At 66.8% G+C, this 16,373-nt stretch carries 17 protein-coding genes; 11 read left to right on the forward strand and 6 right to left on the reverse strand.

Features of this window, described 5'->3' with window-relative positions:
* Positions 1-159: 159 nt before the first annotated feature.
* On the reverse strand, positions 160-1,077 hold the full coding sequence (locus ACLQ3I_RS14905; RefSeq protein ID WP_425802843.1) for an oxygenase MpaB family protein: 918 nt from the start codon (positions 1,075-1,077) through the stop codon (positions 160-162).
* Between the two features lie 108 nt (positions 1,078-1,185).
* On the opposite strand from ACLQ3I_RS14905, the gene ACLQ3I_RS14910 reads away from it, so the two are divergent.
* The 5 genes from ACLQ3I_RS14910 (at position 1,186) to ACLQ3I_RS14930 (ending at position 5,656) form a co-directional block, all read left to right on the forward strand.
* Positions 1,186-1,854, forward strand: a complete 669-nt coding sequence (locus ACLQ3I_RS14910; RefSeq protein WP_425802845.1) for a TetR/AcrR family transcriptional regulator — start codon at positions 1,186-1,188, stop codon at positions 1,852-1,854.
* 48 nt (positions 1,855-1,902) lie between these two features.
* Complete coding sequence (locus ACLQ3I_RS14915) at positions 1,903-2,568, forward strand: TetR/AcrR family transcriptional regulator (RefSeq protein WP_425794565.1); 666 nt, start codon at positions 1,903-1,905, stop codon at positions 2,566-2,568.
* A 103-nt stretch (positions 2,569-2,671) separates the two neighbouring features.
* Positions 2,672-3,904, forward strand: coding sequence for an acyl-CoA dehydrogenase family protein (locus ACLQ3I_RS14920; protein ID WP_425802847.1), 1,233 nt, complete (start codon positions 2,672-2,674; stop codon positions 3,902-3,904).
* Positions 3,901-4,929: a phosphotransferase family protein gene (locus tag ACLQ3I_RS14925; RefSeq protein WP_425802849.1), complete on the forward strand. Its 1,029-nt coding sequence runs from the start codon at positions 3,901-3,903 to the stop codon at positions 4,927-4,929. The genes ACLQ3I_RS14920 and ACLQ3I_RS14925 overlap by 4 nt, the downstream gene beginning before the upstream one ends.
* Positions 4,919-5,656 carry an SDR family NAD(P)-dependent oxidoreductase gene (locus tag ACLQ3I_RS14930; RefSeq protein WP_425802852.1) on the forward strand — a complete coding sequence of 246 codons (738 nt, stop codon included), beginning with the start codon at positions 4,919-4,921 and terminating at the stop codon, positions 5,654-5,656. The genes ACLQ3I_RS14925 and ACLQ3I_RS14930 overlap by 11 nt, the downstream gene beginning before the upstream one ends.
* Positions 5,657-5,824: 168 nt before the next feature.
* Here ACLQ3I_RS14930 and ACLQ3I_RS14935 read toward each other — a convergent pair whose 3' ends face one another.
* On the reverse strand, positions 5,825-6,517 hold the full coding sequence (locus ACLQ3I_RS14935; protein ID WP_425794560.1) for a histidine phosphatase family protein: 693 nt from the start codon (positions 6,515-6,517) through the stop codon (positions 5,825-5,827).
* A 99-nt stretch (positions 6,518-6,616) separates the two neighbouring features.
* On the opposite strand from ACLQ3I_RS14935, the gene ACLQ3I_RS14940 reads away from it, so the two are divergent.
* Positions 6,617-7,039, forward strand: coding sequence for a VOC family protein (locus tag ACLQ3I_RS14940; protein WP_425794655.1), 423 nt, complete (start codon positions 6,617-6,619; stop codon positions 7,037-7,039).
* Positions 7,040-7,082: 43 nt separating this feature from the next.
* Here the strand turns inward: ACLQ3I_RS14940 and ACLQ3I_RS14945 are convergent, their stop codons facing one another.
* On the reverse strand, positions 7,083-8,129 hold the full coding sequence (locus tag ACLQ3I_RS14945; RefSeq protein WP_425794559.1) for a sigma-70 family RNA polymerase sigma factor: 1,047 nt from the start codon (positions 8,127-8,129) through the stop codon (positions 7,083-7,085).
* Positions 8,130-8,687: 558 nt separating this feature from the next.
* Between ACLQ3I_RS14945 and ACLQ3I_RS14950 the strand changes: the two genes are divergently transcribed.
* Positions 8,688-9,998 carry an ROK family transcriptional regulator gene (locus ACLQ3I_RS14950; protein WP_425802854.1) on the forward strand — a complete coding sequence of 437 codons (1,311 nt, stop codon included), beginning with the start codon at positions 8,688-8,690 and terminating at the stop codon, positions 9,996-9,998.
* 146 nt (positions 9,999-10,144) lie between these two features.
* Here ACLQ3I_RS14950 and ACLQ3I_RS14955 read toward each other — a convergent pair whose 3' ends face one another.
* Together ACLQ3I_RS14955 and ACLQ3I_RS14960 are read right to left on the reverse strand one after the other, a co-directional pair.
* Positions 10,145-10,993 carry an ABC transporter permease gene (locus tag ACLQ3I_RS14955; protein WP_425794557.1) on the reverse strand — a complete coding sequence of 283 codons (849 nt, stop codon included), beginning with the start codon at positions 10,991-10,993 and terminating at the stop codon, positions 10,145-10,147.
* The gene (locus ACLQ3I_RS14960; RefSeq protein WP_425794556.1) at positions 10,990-12,009 is read right to left on the reverse strand and encodes an ATP-binding cassette domain-containing protein; all 1,020 of its coding nucleotides are present in this window, start codon (positions 12,007-12,009) and stop codon (positions 10,990-10,992) included. The genes ACLQ3I_RS14955 and ACLQ3I_RS14960 overlap by 4 nt, the downstream gene beginning before the upstream one ends.
* 239 nt (positions 12,010-12,248) lie before the next feature.
* On the opposite strand from ACLQ3I_RS14960, the gene ACLQ3I_RS14965 reads away from it, so the two are divergent.
* Genes ACLQ3I_RS14965 through ACLQ3I_RS14980 form a run of 4 tightly spaced genes read left to right on the forward strand, consistent with a single transcriptional unit; the run spans position 12,249 to position 15,305 of the window.
* Positions 12,249-12,653, forward strand: a complete 405-nt coding sequence (locus tag ACLQ3I_RS14965) for a TOBE domain-containing protein (RefSeq protein ID WP_425794554.1) — start codon at positions 12,249-12,251, stop codon at positions 12,651-12,653.
* Positions 12,650-13,420 carry a molybdate ABC transporter substrate-binding protein gene (gene modA / locus ACLQ3I_RS14970; protein ID WP_425802857.1) on the forward strand — a complete coding sequence of 257 codons (771 nt, stop codon included), beginning with the start codon at positions 12,650-12,652 and terminating at the stop codon, positions 13,418-13,420. Before ACLQ3I_RS14965 ends, modA begins: the two co-directional genes overlap by 4 nt.
* Positions 13,417-14,238: an ABC transporter permease gene (locus ACLQ3I_RS14975; RefSeq protein WP_425802859.1), complete on the forward strand. Its 822-nt coding sequence runs from the start codon at positions 13,417-13,419 to the stop codon at positions 14,236-14,238. Before modA ends, ACLQ3I_RS14975 begins: the two co-directional genes overlap by 4 nt.
* Entirely contained in the window at positions 14,235-15,305 is a 1,071-nt protein-coding gene (locus ACLQ3I_RS14980) for a sulfate/molybdate ABC transporter ATP-binding protein (protein ID WP_425802861.1), read from the forward strand. Before ACLQ3I_RS14975 ends, ACLQ3I_RS14980 begins: the two co-directional genes overlap by 4 nt.
* Positions 15,306-15,331: 26 nt before the next feature.
* On the opposite strand, the gene ACLQ3I_RS14985 is transcribed toward ACLQ3I_RS14980, so the two are convergent.
* Complete coding sequence (locus ACLQ3I_RS14985; RefSeq protein ID WP_425802864.1) at positions 15,332-16,261, reverse strand: adenylate/guanylate cyclase domain-containing protein; 930 nt, start codon at positions 16,259-16,261, stop codon at positions 15,332-15,334.
* Positions 16,262-16,373: the final 112 nt, after the last annotated feature.

Genomic DNA, 16,373 nt, shown 5'->3' on the forward strand with positions numbered 1-16,373 from the left:
GGAGAGCCAGACAACTGGTGATCAGAACCCAACCACCACCGAAGTGGCACATCAACCTTCACACTGAGACCGGCGGGCGGGGGTATTTCTCGCTGGTCGAGTAGCTTCCGAGCGGAGCGAGGCAGCGTATCGAGACCCGGGGCCCGCGAGCAGGGGATCTCAGACCAGCGGTCGCTTGGTCCTGATCCGGAAGCGGACATCCCACAGCAGCAGGTTGAACGGGAACTCGCGCATGGGTTTCGGAAGCCGATTGCAGATGGCGCGGACAACTTTGTTGTGCGTGTCGAACACGACGCGCTGCCAGGGCTTGAACTCGAGGCCCATCTTGTCGCGGAAGTTCTGCGGCAGGAAGCCGATGGTCAGCAGCTCGAACCACCAGCCGACCAGCACGCTGAACCAGCGCGGCATGAACTCCGCGCGGGTGATGCTCATCAGGTGTTCGCGGATGACCGGATCGATCTCGAAGCTCTCGACGGTCTCGTTCCAGTAGGTCTCGAAATCGGCTCGGGTCGTCGGCCACATCTCGCGCGGCACCTGCAGCGTGGTGCCGAGGACCGCGCCGTTCTGATAGGCCTCGTCGGTGATGTCGGCGGGATCGCCGTAGATCCGCTGCATGTCCTCCCAGCCCTTGTAGAGGCAGGCCGCCACCCACAGCTGCAGCTGAGGATCGAAGGCGTTGTACTTCACCGGACTGTCGGCGCTCGACCGCACCTTCGCGTGCGCCTTGCCCACCGCTTTGCGGTAGGCCTTGCGATCGGCCGGGCTGCCCATGACCGCGACGGCGAGGTAGCTCAGCGTGGTGCGAGTTCGCTTGATCGGGTGCTTGAACAGGTTGCCGCTGTCGACCCGGCTCTCGTACACGCCGTATCCGACCGCGGGCATGGCGAGTTGCATGATCACGTTGGCCGGTCCGGCGAGCGCGGAGATGCCCTTCATCTCGTTCATCCGGCTCGGCAGGGCGTCGAGTTCGCCACGGGTCATCCGGGCCGCCGGTGGCAGGTACTCGGTGTCCGGCGGGGTCGCCGAGTGGGCAGCCGGCACCTCGACCTCGACGTCGACGATCGGTTCAGTACTCACCAGGTCTCCCATGTTTGCTCGGACAGTTCATGACCGCCACACATTCTGACAACGTGCGTATTCTCTTTCATTCAACGATGTCATCGTCATCGGTGTCAAGATGGACATGTGGCGAGCACCTCCGAGACCAGGTCGACCGGCTCATCGAGTACCGGCGGCAGATTGCGTGCCTACGGCGGTGAGGACGGCGGCAGCCGCGTGGCCCGCCGTCGGGCCACACTGGTCGACGCCGCACTCGAACTGCTCGGCGCATCGGACGGCGGGTCGGTCACGGTGCGTGGTGTGTGCCGGGAGGCGGGTCTCACCACGCGTTACTTCTACGAGAGTTTCGACTCGATAGAAGCGCTGGTGAGTGCGACGTTCGACGAGGTGATCGCGGAGATCTCCGAGGATGCACTCGCCGCGTTCGACGCCGGCGACGCAGTCGAGGGCAAGGTTGCCGGTGCGATCGCCACCATCGTGCGCATCATCGACGAGGATCGCCGCAAGGGCCGTCTGCTGTTCTCCCAGTCATTACTCAGCCCCACCATCGCGGCCAAGCGGATGGAGTCCACGGCGCTGTTCGCCGGACTGACGTTGCAGTCGGCGTCGGGAGTGCTGGAGGTCAGATCGCATCCGAAGGCGTTGGCCGCGGCCCACTTCCAGGTCGGCGGCCTCGCCCACCTGTTGGCGGCATGGCTCGACGGCCACCTGGACCTCGACCGCAACGGTGTCGTGGAGGTGAGCGTCGGGTTGATGATGGCCATCGCCGAGGGCGTGGAACGGTTCGGCGCGTAGCGATCGGGACATGTGTCACCGCTGCACCGCCATACCCGCAGGGACGCTATGTTGGATGCCATGAGTAGTGGAGCCGGCGAGGCGGAGGTGCGTCCACACTCCATCGGCGAATGGCGAGACTACGGTGAGCCGGAACTCCCGGTGCCGCTGGCAGCGGCGCTGGCCGCGTTCGCCGAGCAGGGTTACCACGGAACGTCTGTGCGAGAGATCGCCTCCCGCGCGAACCTTTCGGTACCGGGGCTTTATCACCACTATCCGTCGAAACAGTCGTTGCTCCAGGGCTTGCTGGAGCGGACCATGACCGACCTCCTGAGTCGGTCGGAGCGTGCCATCTCTGAGGCCGGTGACCGGCCGATCGCCCAGTTCGACGCCGTGGTCGAGTCGCTCCTGAGGTTCCACATGTACCGACGTGAGCAGGCGTTCGTCGGTTCCACCGAGATCCGCAGTCTCGACGACAGCTATCGGCAGACCTACATCGGGCATCGGGACCGGCAGCAGCACATGGTCGACGAGGTCGTGTTCGCCGGCGTGGAGGCGGGAGTGTTCTCCACCCGGTATCCCAAGGACGCGAGTCGTGCCGTCGCCACGATGTGTGTCGGGGTGTCGACCTGGTTCAAGCTCGACGGTGAACTCGGTGCCGACGAACTCATCTCCCGGAACCTGCAGCTCGCCCGTGCTCTCGTCGGCTACCGGACCGGCGACGGTTCGGACTGATGCGTCCCCCGGTGGCGTCGGCCTGACTTGACCGCGGCTTTCCGGGCTGGCATCGTGACGTTCGCCGAACGATCGCTCGGTCGGCGAACCATGAGGAGATCCGATGCCCGTTGACCTGAGCTACTCCCCGGACGTCTCGGAGATCGTCGACAAGACGAGCCGATTCGTGCGCGACCATGTCCTGCCGATCGAGAACGCGCATGGCGGAGACATCACCGCGGCCGGCGGTGACGAACTCCGTCGGGAGCTCAACGCCAAGGCCAAGGCGGAGGGGATCTTCGCGCCACACGCGCCGGTGGAGTTCGGCGGGCTCGGTCTGAACATGTCCGACCGCGCACCGGTCTTCGCGGCTGCCGGATACTCGACCTTCGGGCCGGTGGCATTGCACATCGGCGCGCCGGACGAGGGCAATGTCCACATGCTCGCGCACGTCGCGAGCGACGAGCAGAAGCACAAGTACCTCGCCCCGCTCGCGGCCGGTGACGTCCGGTCGGCGTTCGCGATGACCGAACCCTCCCCGGGAGCCGGTTCGGATCCCAATGCGTTACGCACCAGCGCCGTCAAGGTGGACGGCGGTTGGAAGATCAACGGCGAGAAGCGCTTCATCACCGGCGCCGATGGCGCGGGCTTCTTCATCATCATGGCGCGGACCGCGGGGGCACCCGGCGACCGGGGCGGCGCGACCATGTTCCTCGCCCCGGCCGATACCGCAGGCATCTCCGTGGACCGCCACATCGTGACGACGGACCGCTCGATGATCGGCGGGCACTGCGAGGTCAGCTTCACCGATGTCTTCGTCCCGGACGAGGACATCCTCGGCGAGGTCGACGAGGGGTACCGGTATGCGCAGGTGCGATTGGGCCCGGCACGGATGACCCACGTGATGCGGTGGTTCGGCTCGGCGCAACGTTGTCACGATGTCGCCGTCGACTACGTGTCACGACGAGAAGGGTTCGGCGGCAAGCTCGGTGACCTCGGCATGATTCAGCAGATGGTCGCCGACAACGAGATCGATCTGGCCGCGAGTACCGCACTGCTGGTCAAGGCCTGCCACGAACTCGATCTGGGCAACCACGCGTCGAACGAGACGTCGATCGCCAAGACCTTTGCCGCGGAGGCATACACGAGGATCGCCGACCGCAGCATTCAGATGTGCGGCGGGATGGGCGTCTCCGACGACCTGCCGCTGGCGCGGCTGCAGAGTGAATTGCGCCCGTTCCGGATCTACGACGGACCGTCGGAAGTGCACCGATGGGCGATCGCGCGCCGTGCGATCGGTCGAGCACGTAAGGCGGCCCGGTCGGCGGACGCCGCCGCGTCGGGAGCGAACCGGTGAGCGAGCATCCGGCGCTGAATTCGGTTCTGCTGCGGGACTTCCTGGTCGGACGTGGAGTCGACGTGGTCGGCGGGCTCCGCGTGGATCTCATCAGCGGTGGCAAATCCAATCTGACGTTCAGTGTGCGCGATGACCGGTCGCACTGGGTGGTGCGGCGCCCGCCGACGAGCGGGCTCACCCCGTCGGCACACGACATGAACCGCGAGTGGGCGGTGACGAGTGCGCTCCAGCAGACCGACGTCCCAGTGGCGCGGACCGTCGCGATCGACTCCGACGGGGAGGTCTTCGGAGCGCCTTTCACGGTGGTCGAGTTCGTCGACGGACCGGTCATCCGGACCGCCGGTGACCTGAAGGCCCTGTCGGACAGTGATGTCGAACGCAATCTCGACGGCCTGGTGGAGACGTTGGCCCGGCTGCACGAGGTCGATTACCGGGCTGTCGGGCTCGGCGAGTTCGGTCGGCCGGATGGCTTTGTCGCGCGTCAGGTGAAGCTGTGGGCTCGTCAGTGGGGGCACGTGAAGAGCCGCGAGCTCGACGATGTCGACCGGCTGGTCGCCGCTTTGGGTGAGCGCGTGCCGACCCAGGCGCGCAACACCATCGTGCACGGCGACTATCGGGTGGACAACACCATCACATCACCCGACGATCCGGGAGTTGTTCGAGCGGTGGTGGATTGGGAGTTGTCGACGCTCGGCGACCCACTCACCGATATCGCACTGATGTGTGTGTACCGCCGCCCCGGCTTCGATCAGGTGGTCGGCTTCGAGGCGGCGTGGACCAGCGATCGTTATCCGTCGGCCGACGACATCGCGCAGCGTTACGCCACGCGGACCGGACGTGATCTGGGGGACTGGGACTTCTACCTGGCGCTGGCGAATCTGAAGCTCGGAGTGGTCGCGGAGGGTATCGCGCATCGGGCGCGTGCCGGCGCATCGTCCGACGGCGCCGAGAGCGCGGGCGAGGCGACCGCAGAATTCGTTGCCGCGGGGATCCAGCAGCTGAGGGGGACACGGAATGTCGGATGACAAGGTTGCGTTGGTGACCGGCGCCTCGCGGGGGATCGGTGCGGCGATCGCCGAGCGGTTCGCCGCGGACGGGTGGGGCCTCACCATCAGTTCGCGCGGGCGAGAAGCGTTGGAGCAGAGGGCCGCTGAGCTCTCGGAGCTCGGGGCGAGTCGCGTCGAGGTGATCCCGGCGGACATGACCGATGCGGACGCCGTCGCTGAGCTGGCGGCGGGACATGCCGAGGTGTTCGGCAGATGCGATGCGCTGGTGATCAACGCCGGGATGGGGCAGAAGGGTGCCATCGCGGACCTGCCGGTCCGTCGTTTCGACCGTCTGTATCAGGTGAATGTCCGTGCGCCGTACATTCTTTTGCAGTCACTGCTGCCGACGCTGCGTGCCACGGCCGAGGCGAACGGTGTGGCGAAGGTGATTGCTGTCGCGTCGATCACCGGCGTCTATCCCGAGCCGGAACTGTCCGCGTACGGGTCGACGAAGGCGGCGCTGATCTCGCTGTGCGAGACGTTCAACCTCGAGGAGTCATTGAACGGCGTGAGTGCCACGACCATCGCACCCGGATATGTCGACACGGACATGTCCGACTGGCTCAAGGAGCAGGTCCCGGGCGAGGAGATGATCACTGTCGGCGACGTCGCCACCATCGCACACTCGGTCACTGCGCTGTCGCGATTTGCCGTGTTACCCAACGTGATCCTGACCAGGCCGGGGACAAATCTGCATCGGGCGTGAGTGGCCTCGATACGCGGGCCTCGATACGCAGATCCGGCTCCTTCGTCGCGGGATCTGCTACTCGACCAGCAGCAGGCGACTTCCGCTGATCGATCAGCGGCGGGCGGCCTCCGCTGATCGAGTAGGACCCGAGCGTAGCGAGGCTCCGTATCGAGATCGTCTGCCCCGTCAGCGGAACGTCGCGACCCCACCGTCCCGATCCGCGAGATGGGCGTGTTCGTTGAAGGACACGACCGAGACGCCGCTGCGTCCGACGATCAGCTTCGACACCGAGGCATTCACCATCGTGCGGGACAGCAGCGGCCAGCCCTGCGCGGGGATGTCCCACAGTTGGCCGAGCCATCGGGTGATGGAGCCGGCGGAGGACACCACCACGACGGTCTGCCCCGACCCGGCCAGGGCGACGGCTCGGTCGGCGGCGGCAGATATCCGGGCGCTGAAGTCGCGGTAGGTCTCACCGCCGGCCTCGTGATGCTGGGCCGTGTCCGCGATCCACTGGGCCAGACCGGTATCGAGTCGCTGCTGATAGCTGCGGCCGTCGCGATACTCCTCGGCGCTGGCCGAACCGACCAAGGCCGGCAGCGCATATTCGTTCCAGTCCGGATCGACCTCCGGTGTCGGAGCCGAGTCGAACGCCGAGAGCACCGCGGCCAGGGTCTGCGACTGCCGCGGGAGATCACCGCTCACCGCAGCGGTGACCTTGTCGGTCAGGCTGGCGAGCAGCGCGCCGGTCAGCCGGGCCTGCATCACGCCCGTGTCGGTGAGTCCCCCCGGCCCGTTGGGCGCCGGATCGTCGCTGCCCTGGATGCCGTACGCATTCGGGTCGGCCTGCCCGTGCCGGACCAGATAGATCACGCCCATGCATCACACCTTATGGCCTCGGGTCGGCTGCCGATGAGTTCGGGCTGCCCGGCCGGTCAACACATCGTGGAATCACCACGTGATCGAGGAGTGTCCGAATTGTCGACGATGTTGTTCGTCAACCTTCCCGTGGCCGATGTGGCTCGCTCGCGGGCGTTCTTCACGTGCCTGGGCTTCCGGTTCGACGCGCTGTTCTGTGATCAGGGCACCGTCTGCATCGAGATCAACGACAGCAGCAGGGTGGTGCTCCACGCGGCAGGGCGGTTCGCGGGGTATGCGGCGAGCGCGGTGGCCGACCCGCTCCTTGGACGCGAGTCGTTGGTGGCGGTGTCGGCCGGCTCGCGGTCCGAGGTCGATCGGTGCGCGGATGCGGCGCTGACATACGGCGGATCCGCTCTGCGTGACCCCGAGGATCTCGGCTTCATGTACTGCCGCAGCTTCTGCGATCTCGACGGCCACGCGTGGGAGGTGGTCTGGATGGACCCCTCACAGATCCCGGCGGACGACGACTCCTCGACCTAGTGTGCCCGGGCTCCGAGCCGACTGCGCGGCTCGGTGATCCAGCTCAGTGGAACGGGCTCGGCGCGGAGCGCTGTGGTGCCTCGTAGGGTGTGGCGGGCAGTCCGAACCGCGCGAAATCTTCTTCCAGGGTGTCGCTGAAGAAGGCCACCACATAGGAGACCTTGCCGTCGGCGTCGAGGTCGAGCACATGGAGCTGGAACGGGCGGTGGATGCCGTCGGGCTCGCGCATGTAGAGGCCGAAGGCCGGCTGTCCGTTCGCCGTGGTCGGCAGGAGGATCTGGTCTCCTTCCTTCTCGGCGGGACAGTTGCGGCGGATGAGCGTGCCGATGGCGGCGGGGCCCTGATACCAGCCGGTGAACGGCGGCATCTCCCAGATGGCCTTGTCTGTGAACAGGTCGACGATCGCATCGACGTCGTACCGTTCGAAGGCCGACACGTACTTGGCGAGCAGTTCACGCTTGGCGGCATCGTCGAGCGTGCTCGGCGAATCCTTCTCGGGCGCAGCGTTCTTGAGCTGCTCTCGGGCCCGCTGCAGAAGACTGTTCACAGTTGCGGTGGTGACCCCGATGGTGTCGGCGACCTCTGCGGCCCGCCACTGTAGGACGTCACGGAGGATCAGGACGGCGCGCTGACGTTCGGGCAGATGCTGGAGCGCGGCGATGAAGGCGAGGCGGATCGACTCCCGGGCACCCACCACATAGGCGGGATCGGCGTCGTCGCCCGGCGCGATCTCGTCGACGGTGCCGGAGAACGGCTCGAGCCAGGGGACCTCGTGGTCTTGCAGGAGGTCGTCGGTCGGGTCGAAGGCGTCACCCCCGAGTCCGGACGGCAGTGGTCGCCGCTGTCGGCTCCCCAGCGCGGTGAGGCAGGTGTTGGTGGCGATCTTGTGCAACCACGTGCGCACCGACGCGCGCCGATCGAATCCTCCGTAGCCACGCCATGCGCGCAGATAGGTCTCCTGCATGAGGTCCTCGGCGTCGTGATGGGACCCCATCATCCGATAACAATGCGCCAGGATCTCGCGCCGGAACGGTTCGGTGACCTCGAGAAACTCGGCGTCGGACGCGTTGGGCGCAGTCGTGGTGGACATGTGACCCAGATTACGGGAAGGGTCCGACAAGGTCAGCCCCTCGAGTCGAGCGTTCGACGGAACCGACTCCGTGGTCGCTGCGTCAGATATAGGTCCGGTGTTCATGCACAGGATGAGTCGGGTCGGTCCGGCGGTCGTGAGGGGGATCGCCGGGCCGGCCGGGCCCGCTCCGGGGCGTCCGAAGCGGGTTTGGATCACGCTGCGCGCAACCGACGCCAGGACGTTGGCGCAGTCCTATCATCGCCGGTGAACGCCCATATTTGCGTGCCGCCGACGACCGGGGTGGTGGGCCGTCCGAGGTTGCCAGTCGCCCTCGCGCGTTGCTAGCTTGATGCACATGACGAGCCGCCAGCCCTACGTCCCAGAGGTCACCTATGTGACTACCGCTCTGGGCTGTCGGCTGCCGTTTGCTCGTGTTCTGTGTTGTTGCCGAATGCGCTGATCCCAGCATTCACCCCGGGCCAACGGCGGCCCACTCACTTCCGCTCATCCGAGCGACTCGGTCGCGCCCCGGCGCCGATCCGACCCGGATGTGGCACATTCGATGAGGACACACAGATGACCGCAACGCTCGACCACCACAGCACCGCCACCGCCAACCCGGAACCCGCCCGACCGCAGGCGCCCCGACCACCGGGACACCGGCTCGCCGACCGCGTTCCCCGCCCACTCGCCTATGGGTCACCGCGGAAGGGAGCGTCCGCCATTCACATCGCCACGCCTCAGCTGCAACTGTCGTCGAAGCCTGCCGCGCTGGTACTGCGCACCGCTCGTCTCTCCGGGCCGGTGTTCCGCGACGACGCCGCCGAGTACACCGGGCTGAGTATCTCGACCGTGAACCGACAGGTGGGTGCCCTGCTCAAGGCCGGTCTGATCCGCGAACGCGCCGATCTCGCCCCCGCCGGGGCGATCGGCCGGCCGCGACTGCCGTTCGAACTCAACGTCGCCGACTTCCTCACGCTCGGCATCCACATCGGCTACAAGGTCACCTCGATCACCACCCACGACCTCCTGCACCGAGTGGTCGGTGCCATCCAGATCCCCACCCCGGCCGCAGACAGCGCGGAGGAGACCCTCGAGGCGATCGGGGTCAGTGCTCGGCGCTTCGTCGGCCGATGGGCGGGCCGTCGCGTGCTCTGGGCCGGCGTGGCGCTCGGTGGGCGGGTCACTCCGGGTGGATTGGTGGATCACCCCCGCCTTGGCTGGTCGGCGGCACCGGTCGGCCGGATAATCGCCGAGACCGTCGGTCTGCCGGTGTCGGTCGCCTCGCATGTCGAGGCGATGGCCGCCGCGGAACTCGTCGTCAATCCCGATCAGAAGAAGTCGAGCTTCCTGTACTTCTATGCCCGCGAGATGGTGGGTACCGCCTTCTGCGTCGACGGCACCGTGCACACGCCGACCGCGGGCCCGCCGGTCATCGGGCATTTCCCCACCGGACCCACCACACTCCTCGATCCGGAGAAGACCGGGCGACTCGAGCCGACCGCCAGCGACACGGGCGTGGTGGATGCCGCGCAGGCCCTCGGGCTCTCGGTCGACGACATCGAGGGTGTGCACGACCTCGCCCGCGGCGGCGACGCCACTGCGCGTGCACTGCTCGAGGAGCGGGCCGAGGTCCTCGGCCGGACTGTCGCGCTGATCGCCGACATCTTCAATCCCGATCACATCGTGCTCGGTGGTCAGGCGTTCACCGATTTCCCGGCCACCTTGCCGACCGTCGCGAAGGCGGTCAAGACGACGTCTGTGGTGGCCAACCGCGATGTGCGCGTGTCGCATTCGGGAACCACCGTGCAGCAGCAGGCCGCCGGTGCGGTCGCCCTCGATGCGATCTACACCGATCCGCTGGAAGCGCTCGCCGCCACCGCCTGAACTTCAATCCCCCTACCCCCGGCACCCCCCGCAGCCGCGACGGTTTCCGTCACCCGCGCCCCCTAAATGGCGTCGCGGATGACGGGAACCGTCGCGGCTGCGGGGGTGCGCAGTGGAGGGGGTGCGGGGGAGAGGGGTCCCTGGGGTCAGTCGGAGGTGCGCTTGTTGTAGGCGCGCAACGCGAACGGCGCGAACACCAGCGTCAGCACGACGGCCCAGATCAGGGTCGCGACCTCCGGGTGCTGCAGTGGCCACGGGGAACCCGGCCCGGCGGCCGGCCCGTTGCCCCACAGCACGCGCATCGCCTGGACGAGCGCCGAGATCGGGTTCCACTCCGCGATGGTCCGCAGCCACGTCGGCATCGGGGCGGTCGGGACAAACGCATTCGACAGGAAGGTGAGCGGGAACAGGGTGGTGAACATGAAGCCGTTCACCGCTTCCACCGAACTCAGCCACGATCCGATGAGGATGCCGAACCAGATCATCCCGAAGCCGAACAGCAGGACGAGCGCGAAAGCGAGGACCGCCTCCCCGAACGTTCCGTGGATACGCCAGCCGATCGCGAGCCCGGTGATCGCCATGACCACGATGCCGATCGACGAGTGCAGGAGACTCGCGATGCTGCGGCCGACCAGAACCGATGATCGACGTATCGGCAGCGAGCGGAAGCGATCGATGATCCCCTTCTCCAGGTCGGCGGTGATGCCGGTGGCCACGATGAACGCGGTGAACACGATCGTCTGGCCCATGATGCCCGGGAGCAGGAACTCCTTGTAGGACACGCCACCGGTATTGGTGATCGACGCGCCGAAGACGTACGCGAACAGCAGCACGAACATGATCGGCTGGATGGTCACGTCGGAGAGCATCTCCGGCATCCGTTTGGTGTGGATCATGTTGCGTTTCACCATGATCCATGACTGCTGCCAGATTGTTGTCTGATGGATCTCGGGTCGCTGGGCGACCGCGGGATCGGAGGTGACGGTGGTGGTCATGCGGTCTGCTCCTCCTCGGAGGCCGAATCGTCCTCGGCGCGGTGGCCGGTGAGTGACAGGAAGACGTCATCGAGGCTGGGTCGGGCCAGCCCGAGGTCGTCGACGGCGATGCCGCTCTCGTCGAACCATGCGACGACGCGGGTGAGATCGCCGAGTCCGTCGGCGGGGGCGGTCAGTCGTCGGGCGCCGTGATCGATGAAGACCTCGGTGCCGGTCTTGCGCAGTAGCGCCTCCGCCTCGGGGATGTCGTCGGGATCGGAAACGGTCAGGACCAGGCTTGCGGCCCCGGCCTGCTGCTTGAGCTGTAGCGATGTGCCATGCGCGATGATCTTCCCCTTGTCGATCACCACGATGTCGTCGGCGAGCTGGTCGGCCTCCTCGAGGTACTGCGTGGTCAGCAACAGCGTGGTGCCGTCGGCGACCAGGTTGCGCAGGACGTCCCAGAGTTCCTGCCGGCTGCGAGGGTCGAGGCCGGTGGTCGGCTCGTCGAGAAAGAGCACCGGCGGGGCGGCCAACAGGCTGACCGCGAGGTCGAGGCGCCGTCGCATGCCGCCCGAGTAGGACTTGACCTGTTTGTTGCCGGCCTCGGTCAGCGAAAATTGCTCGAGGAGCCGATCGGCTCGACGGGCGAGTTCCTTGCGACCGATGCCGTACAGGCCGCCGATCATGCGGATGTTCTCGCGTCCGGTGAGGATCTCGTCGACGGTGGCGGCCTGACCCGTCAATCCCATACTGCGGCGGACCATCTCGGGTTGACTGGCGACGTCGTAACCGGCGATGCTGGCCGACCCGCTGGTGGGCGGGGACAACGTGGCCATCATGCGGACAATGGTGGTCTTGCCTGCTCCGTTGGGGCCGAGCAGGCCGAGAACCGAACCTTGGGGCACGGTGAAGCTGACACCGTCGACTGCGGTGAAATCACCGAATTTCTTCACCAGGTCGACGGCCTCGATGGCGACGTCCGGTGTCGACTGTCGATCTCGTCGCGCTACGGCGGGGGCGGTGGGTGAGCTCATGTTTCTCCACACTACGGTGCAATTCGGACATCCAGCGACCTAATTTTCATACCTCCGAGGCGCTGCCGGGAGGGCATCAGTGCAGACCACGGAGACGTCCAGAACTCATCGGTACGTCGTGGGTGGTCGGTGTTCACGCTAGGAGTTCACGTGCACATGAAGTCAACGGCGGAGGTGTTATTTCCGCATCTGCGGGTATCGATGAGCATTCTGAACGCATCTGCGGATAAAGTGAGCGAGTGACTGTCATTCGAGTGCGGGACGCGGCTCGCCTGCTCGGCGTCAGCGATGACACCGTGCGGCGGTGGATCGCCGCCGGCGAGCTCGCGGCATCCACCGGTGACGGGGAGGTTGCCATGGTCGACGGCGCCGAGCTGGCCGCTCGTGCCCGCACGCGTGCCGCCGCCCCGCCGGACGACGACGGAGTCCTGCGCTCGGCGCGCAACCGATTCGCCGGTCTCGTCACCGCGGTGTCGATCGACGGGGTGATGGCCCAGGTGACGATGCAGTGCGGTCCGTTCGAGGTCACCTCCTTGATGAGTGCCGACGCGGCACGCGAGCTGCAACTGGCGCCGGGGTCGGTCGCCACCGCGGTGGTGAAGGCCACCACGGTGATCGTCGAGACGAAACGAGATGGACAGTGAAGAAGGTTCTGGCCGCCGTCGCGGTTGCCGCATCGGTGATGACGGCCGCTTCTGGGTGCTCGTCGTCGGAGGACGCCTCGTCCCAGTCGTCGTCCACGACACCGACGACACTCAACGTGTCCGCCGCCGCGTCACTCAAGAAGACGTTCACCGCGATCGCTGACGAGTTCCAGAAGCAGCACCCGGGGACAACGGTGTCGCTGTCGTTCGACGGCTCGTCGACCTTGGTGAACCAGATCAAACAGGGCGCCCCCGCCGACGTCTTCGCCAGTGCGGACCAGAAGAACATGGCCAAGCTGGGCGAGTCGGCCGTCGACCCGAAGATCTTCGCGACCAACACCCTCGTGATCGTGACCGCACCGGGTAACCCGAAGGGCATCAAGTCGTTTGCCGACCTGAACAAGTCGGGCGTGACGACCGTCGTGTGCCAGTCGGCGCAGCCGTGTGGCAACGCGACCGACACCGTGGAACGTAACACCGGGATCACCGTCGATGCGGCGTCGGAAGAACAGTCGGTGACGGCGGTACTCACCAAGGTGACGTCGGGGCAGGCCGACGCCGGTCTGGTGTACGTGACCGATGCCAAGGGGGCGGGTGACAAGGTCGCGACGGTGGTCGATCCCGCCTTCGCGGCAGTGGTCAACTCGTATCCGATCACCACGGTCCGCGACGCCGCGGACGAGGCGGTGGGCAAGGAGTTCGTCGACGCGGTGTTGAGCCCGTCCGGACAGCAGATCCTGCAGGAAGCGGGCTTCGGAAAGCCTTGATCCGCCGACCGTCGTTCCGCGCCGGGCTGCCTGTCTGGCTGTATCTCCCAGCAGCGCTGGGCATCACGCTGATCGTGCTGCCGCCCATCGCCCTGATCGCACAGACGCCGTGGGACACCTTCCTCGACCAGGTCGGCTCCGAATCGTCGAGGCAGGCGCTGGTGCTGTCACTCCGGACGGCCGCGTTCAGCACCTTTCTCTGCATCCTGCTCGGGGTGCCGATGGCGGTGGTCTTCGCGCGGCACGACGGCGTCGTCACCCGTGTCCTGAGGTCGCTGGTCCTCTTGCCTCTCGTGCTGCCGCCCGTGGTGGGTGGTATCGCGCTCCTGTACACGTTCGGCAGGCTCGGGCTCGTCGGCGAGCATCTGCGCGCCGTCGGCATCGACATCGCGTTCAGCTCGACCGCGGTGGTCCTGGCGCAGACCTTTGTGGCGCTGCCGTTTCTGGTCATCAGTGTCGAGGGGGCGGTGCGGGTGGCCGGGACGCGATACGAGGAGGTGGCCGCGACGCTCGGGGCCGGTCCCTCGCGAACGCTCTGGCGGGTCACCCTGCCCCTGATCGTGCCGTCGCTCCTGGCCGGCGTCGTGCTGGCATTCGCCAGGGCCATGGGCGAATTCGGGGCGACCATCACCTTCGCCGGCAACGCACCGGGCATCACGCAGACCGCGCCGCTCGCGATCTACGTCGCGGAGATCGACGATCCGCGGGCGGCGATCCCGTTGTCGCTGGTGCTGGTGGTGGTGTCCCTGATCGTCGTGGTCGCGGTCCATGCGCGGCGTGGTGTCGGGCGTCGTGGTGTCGGACAAGGCGCGTTGTGACCGGCGCGGTGCCCGGCTCGGGGTTGTACGCGGACATCGACAACGTGCTGCCGCCGATGCGGATCTCGCACACGTTCGCCGCGGGCAGCACCACCGCCGTCGTCGGACCCAACGGCGCGGGCAAGACCACTCTGCTGCGCGTGATCGCCGGGCTGCTCACGAATGGCCGATCGATGATTGCTCTGGATGGCGAAATACTCTGTGACGGGCGCACATCTGTACCGGCACACCGTCGCGGGGTCGCGCTGCTCTCCCAGGACGCACGGCTGTTCCCACACCTCACGGTGCGGTCTAATATCGCCTTCGCGCCATCCGCCCAACGGCTTTCACGCGCAGAGGTCGCCGCTCGGGTCGATCGATGGCTGGAGGCGACCGAAGTGGCCGATCTCGCCGACCGCAAGCCGGACGAGCTGTCGGGTGGGCAGGCGCAACGGGTCGCGATCGCACGTGCGCTGGCCGCGCAGCCCCGAATACTGCTGTTGGACGAGCCATTTCGTGCTCTCGACGTCGACGTTGCCGGTCGCCTCCGAGCGCTGCTGCGAGATCTGCTCGACGACCGCTCGCGCACGACGGTCATGGTCACCCACGACGTTGTCGATGTGGTGACGCTGGCCGAGGAGATGGTGGTCGTCGACGACGGGCATGCGGTGGACAGCGGGCCCGCGGCCGCGGTTCTCGCCAACCCGGTCAACGCCTTCGTCGCGCGGCTGGCCGGTCTCAACCTCGTGTCCGGCCGGTGGGACGGGACCAGTGTGGTCACCGACGGTATCGCCGTCGCCGGAACCGTTGCCGAGCCGGTTCACACCGGCCGTCATGCGACGGCGGTGTTCTCGCCCGATGGCGTCGCGGTGTTCACCTCACCTCCGTCGGATGCAAGCTTCCGCAACGTGTTCGCCTGCTCGATCGCCCAGGTGATCCCACACGGTGATCGGATGGTGGTGCGGGGTGACGTCGGTGGACATGTGATCGGCGCGGAGGTCACCGGGGCCGCGGTGGCAGCGTTGTCGCTCGTCGTCGGTGCCCGCGTCTACTTCGCGGTCAAAGCGAGCGCGGTGCGCGTGTACTGAGAATGCGGACGGGTTGCGTCAGAGGTTCACGATCCGTCGAAATGCCTGTTCAACTCGAGGGCGCGCGCCCTCAGTCGCTTGTAGCCACGAACACTCAAGGTGGGCACCGACTTCAGATAGAACCTGTCGTCGTCGGTGAGACTCTCGGCCAGCGCCTCGTCGACGAGCGTCGTGCCGGGCCGGGCGGATCCGGCCAGACGCGCGGCGATGTTGACCGGCTCACCGAACACGTCACCGAGGCGACTCAAGACGCGGCCCCGCGCCATACCCGCGCGTAGCGGTGGAATCCTTTCCCCGGTGGACAGTTCGTGCAACGCGATCGCGATGGCTGCGGCGGATGCCGGGTCATGGGAGGTGAACATGACCGCATCACCAAGGGTTTTCACGACATGCCCGCCGTTGGCCGCGACGATCTCGAACGTGTCCTCTTCGAACGATTCGAGGAGTTCCTCGAGTTCTTCGAGGGCGATGCGGCGCGACAGACTGGTGTAGCCGACGATGTCGGCGAATCCCACCACCAGATCGAGACGTTCGTCGGTATCGCGTTCGACGTCGCGCTCGAGGGCAAGCGCGAGGTGTCGGCGCCAGATCAGTTGCTGGATCTGTCCGAGCGCTCCGGTCATCTGGCTGATCGACCAGGGGACGTCGGGGTTGCGGTCGAGTTCACGCAGCTGATCTGCCTGCCAGTCCGCGAGGCGCGACATGGTCTGACCGATCGCGCGGGCGGTGGCGACCTGGGCTTCCTGCGGCATGGTCGACTCGGAGTCGGCGAAGAGCCGGAGCGCGGCGACGTCGGCGTCACTGAAGATCTTGTCCGGTGTCGAACGTCGTGCGAAACCGAAAGCGTTCCAGACCTTTTCCGCGTACTCGGGGGAGAGGCCGAGCTCGGCGATCAGTTCGTCGCGGGTGTAGCGGGCGGGTGTGTCGCCGTCGGGTCCGGTCACGGGATTCAGCATAGAGAACGGTGGAGGGGTGTGGTCTCGATCCGGCGCCTCGCTGCGCTCGGTGCCTACTCGACCGGCGGAGGGTGGGCCTGCTGCGCTCGGTGCCTACTCGACCGGCGGTGGG

The organism is Gordonia sp. DT101, from assembly GCF_049844895.1.
In the GTDB taxonomy this organism is placed as follows: Bacteria; Actinomycetota; Actinomycetes; order Mycobacteriales; family Mycobacteriaceae; genus Gordonia.

Bases quoted from the DNA above. Each gene is read 5' to 3' on its own strand.
- ACLQ3I_RS14930 (WP_425802852.1), top strand. From the start codon at position 4,919: ATGTCGGATGACAAGGTTGCGTTGGTGACCGGCGCCTCGCGGGGGATC.
- ACLQ3I_RS14920 (WP_425802847.1), top strand. From the start codon at position 2,672: ATGCCCGTTGACCTGAGCTACTCCCCGGACGTCTCGGAGATCGTCGAC.
- ACLQ3I_RS14915 (WP_425794565.1), top strand. From the start codon at position 1,903: ATGTTGGATGCCATGAGTAGTGGAGCCGGCGAGGCGGAGGTGCGTCCA.
- ACLQ3I_RS14960 (WP_425794556.1), bottom strand. From the start codon at position 12,009: ATGAGCTCACCCACCGCCCCCGCCGTAGCGCGACGAGATCGACAGTCG.
- ACLQ3I_RS14935 (WP_425794560.1), bottom strand. From the start codon at position 6,517: ATGGGCGTGATCTATCTGGTCCGGCACGGGCAGGCCGACCCGAATGCG.
- ACLQ3I_RS14985 (WP_425802864.1), bottom strand. From the start codon at position 16,261: ATGCTGAATCCCGTGACCGGACCCGACGGCGACACACCCGCCCGCTAC.
- ACLQ3I_RS14950 (WP_425802854.1), top strand. From the start codon at position 8,688: ATGACCGCAACGCTCGACCACCACAGCACCGCCACCGCCAACCCGGAA.
- ACLQ3I_RS14945 (WP_425794559.1), bottom strand. From the start codon at position 8,129: ATGTCCACCACGACTGCGCCCAACGCGTCCGACGCCGAGTTTCTCGAG.
- ACLQ3I_RS14955 (WP_425794557.1), bottom strand. From the start codon at position 10,993: ATGACCACCACCGTCACCTCCGATCCCGCGGTCGCCCAGCGACCCGAG.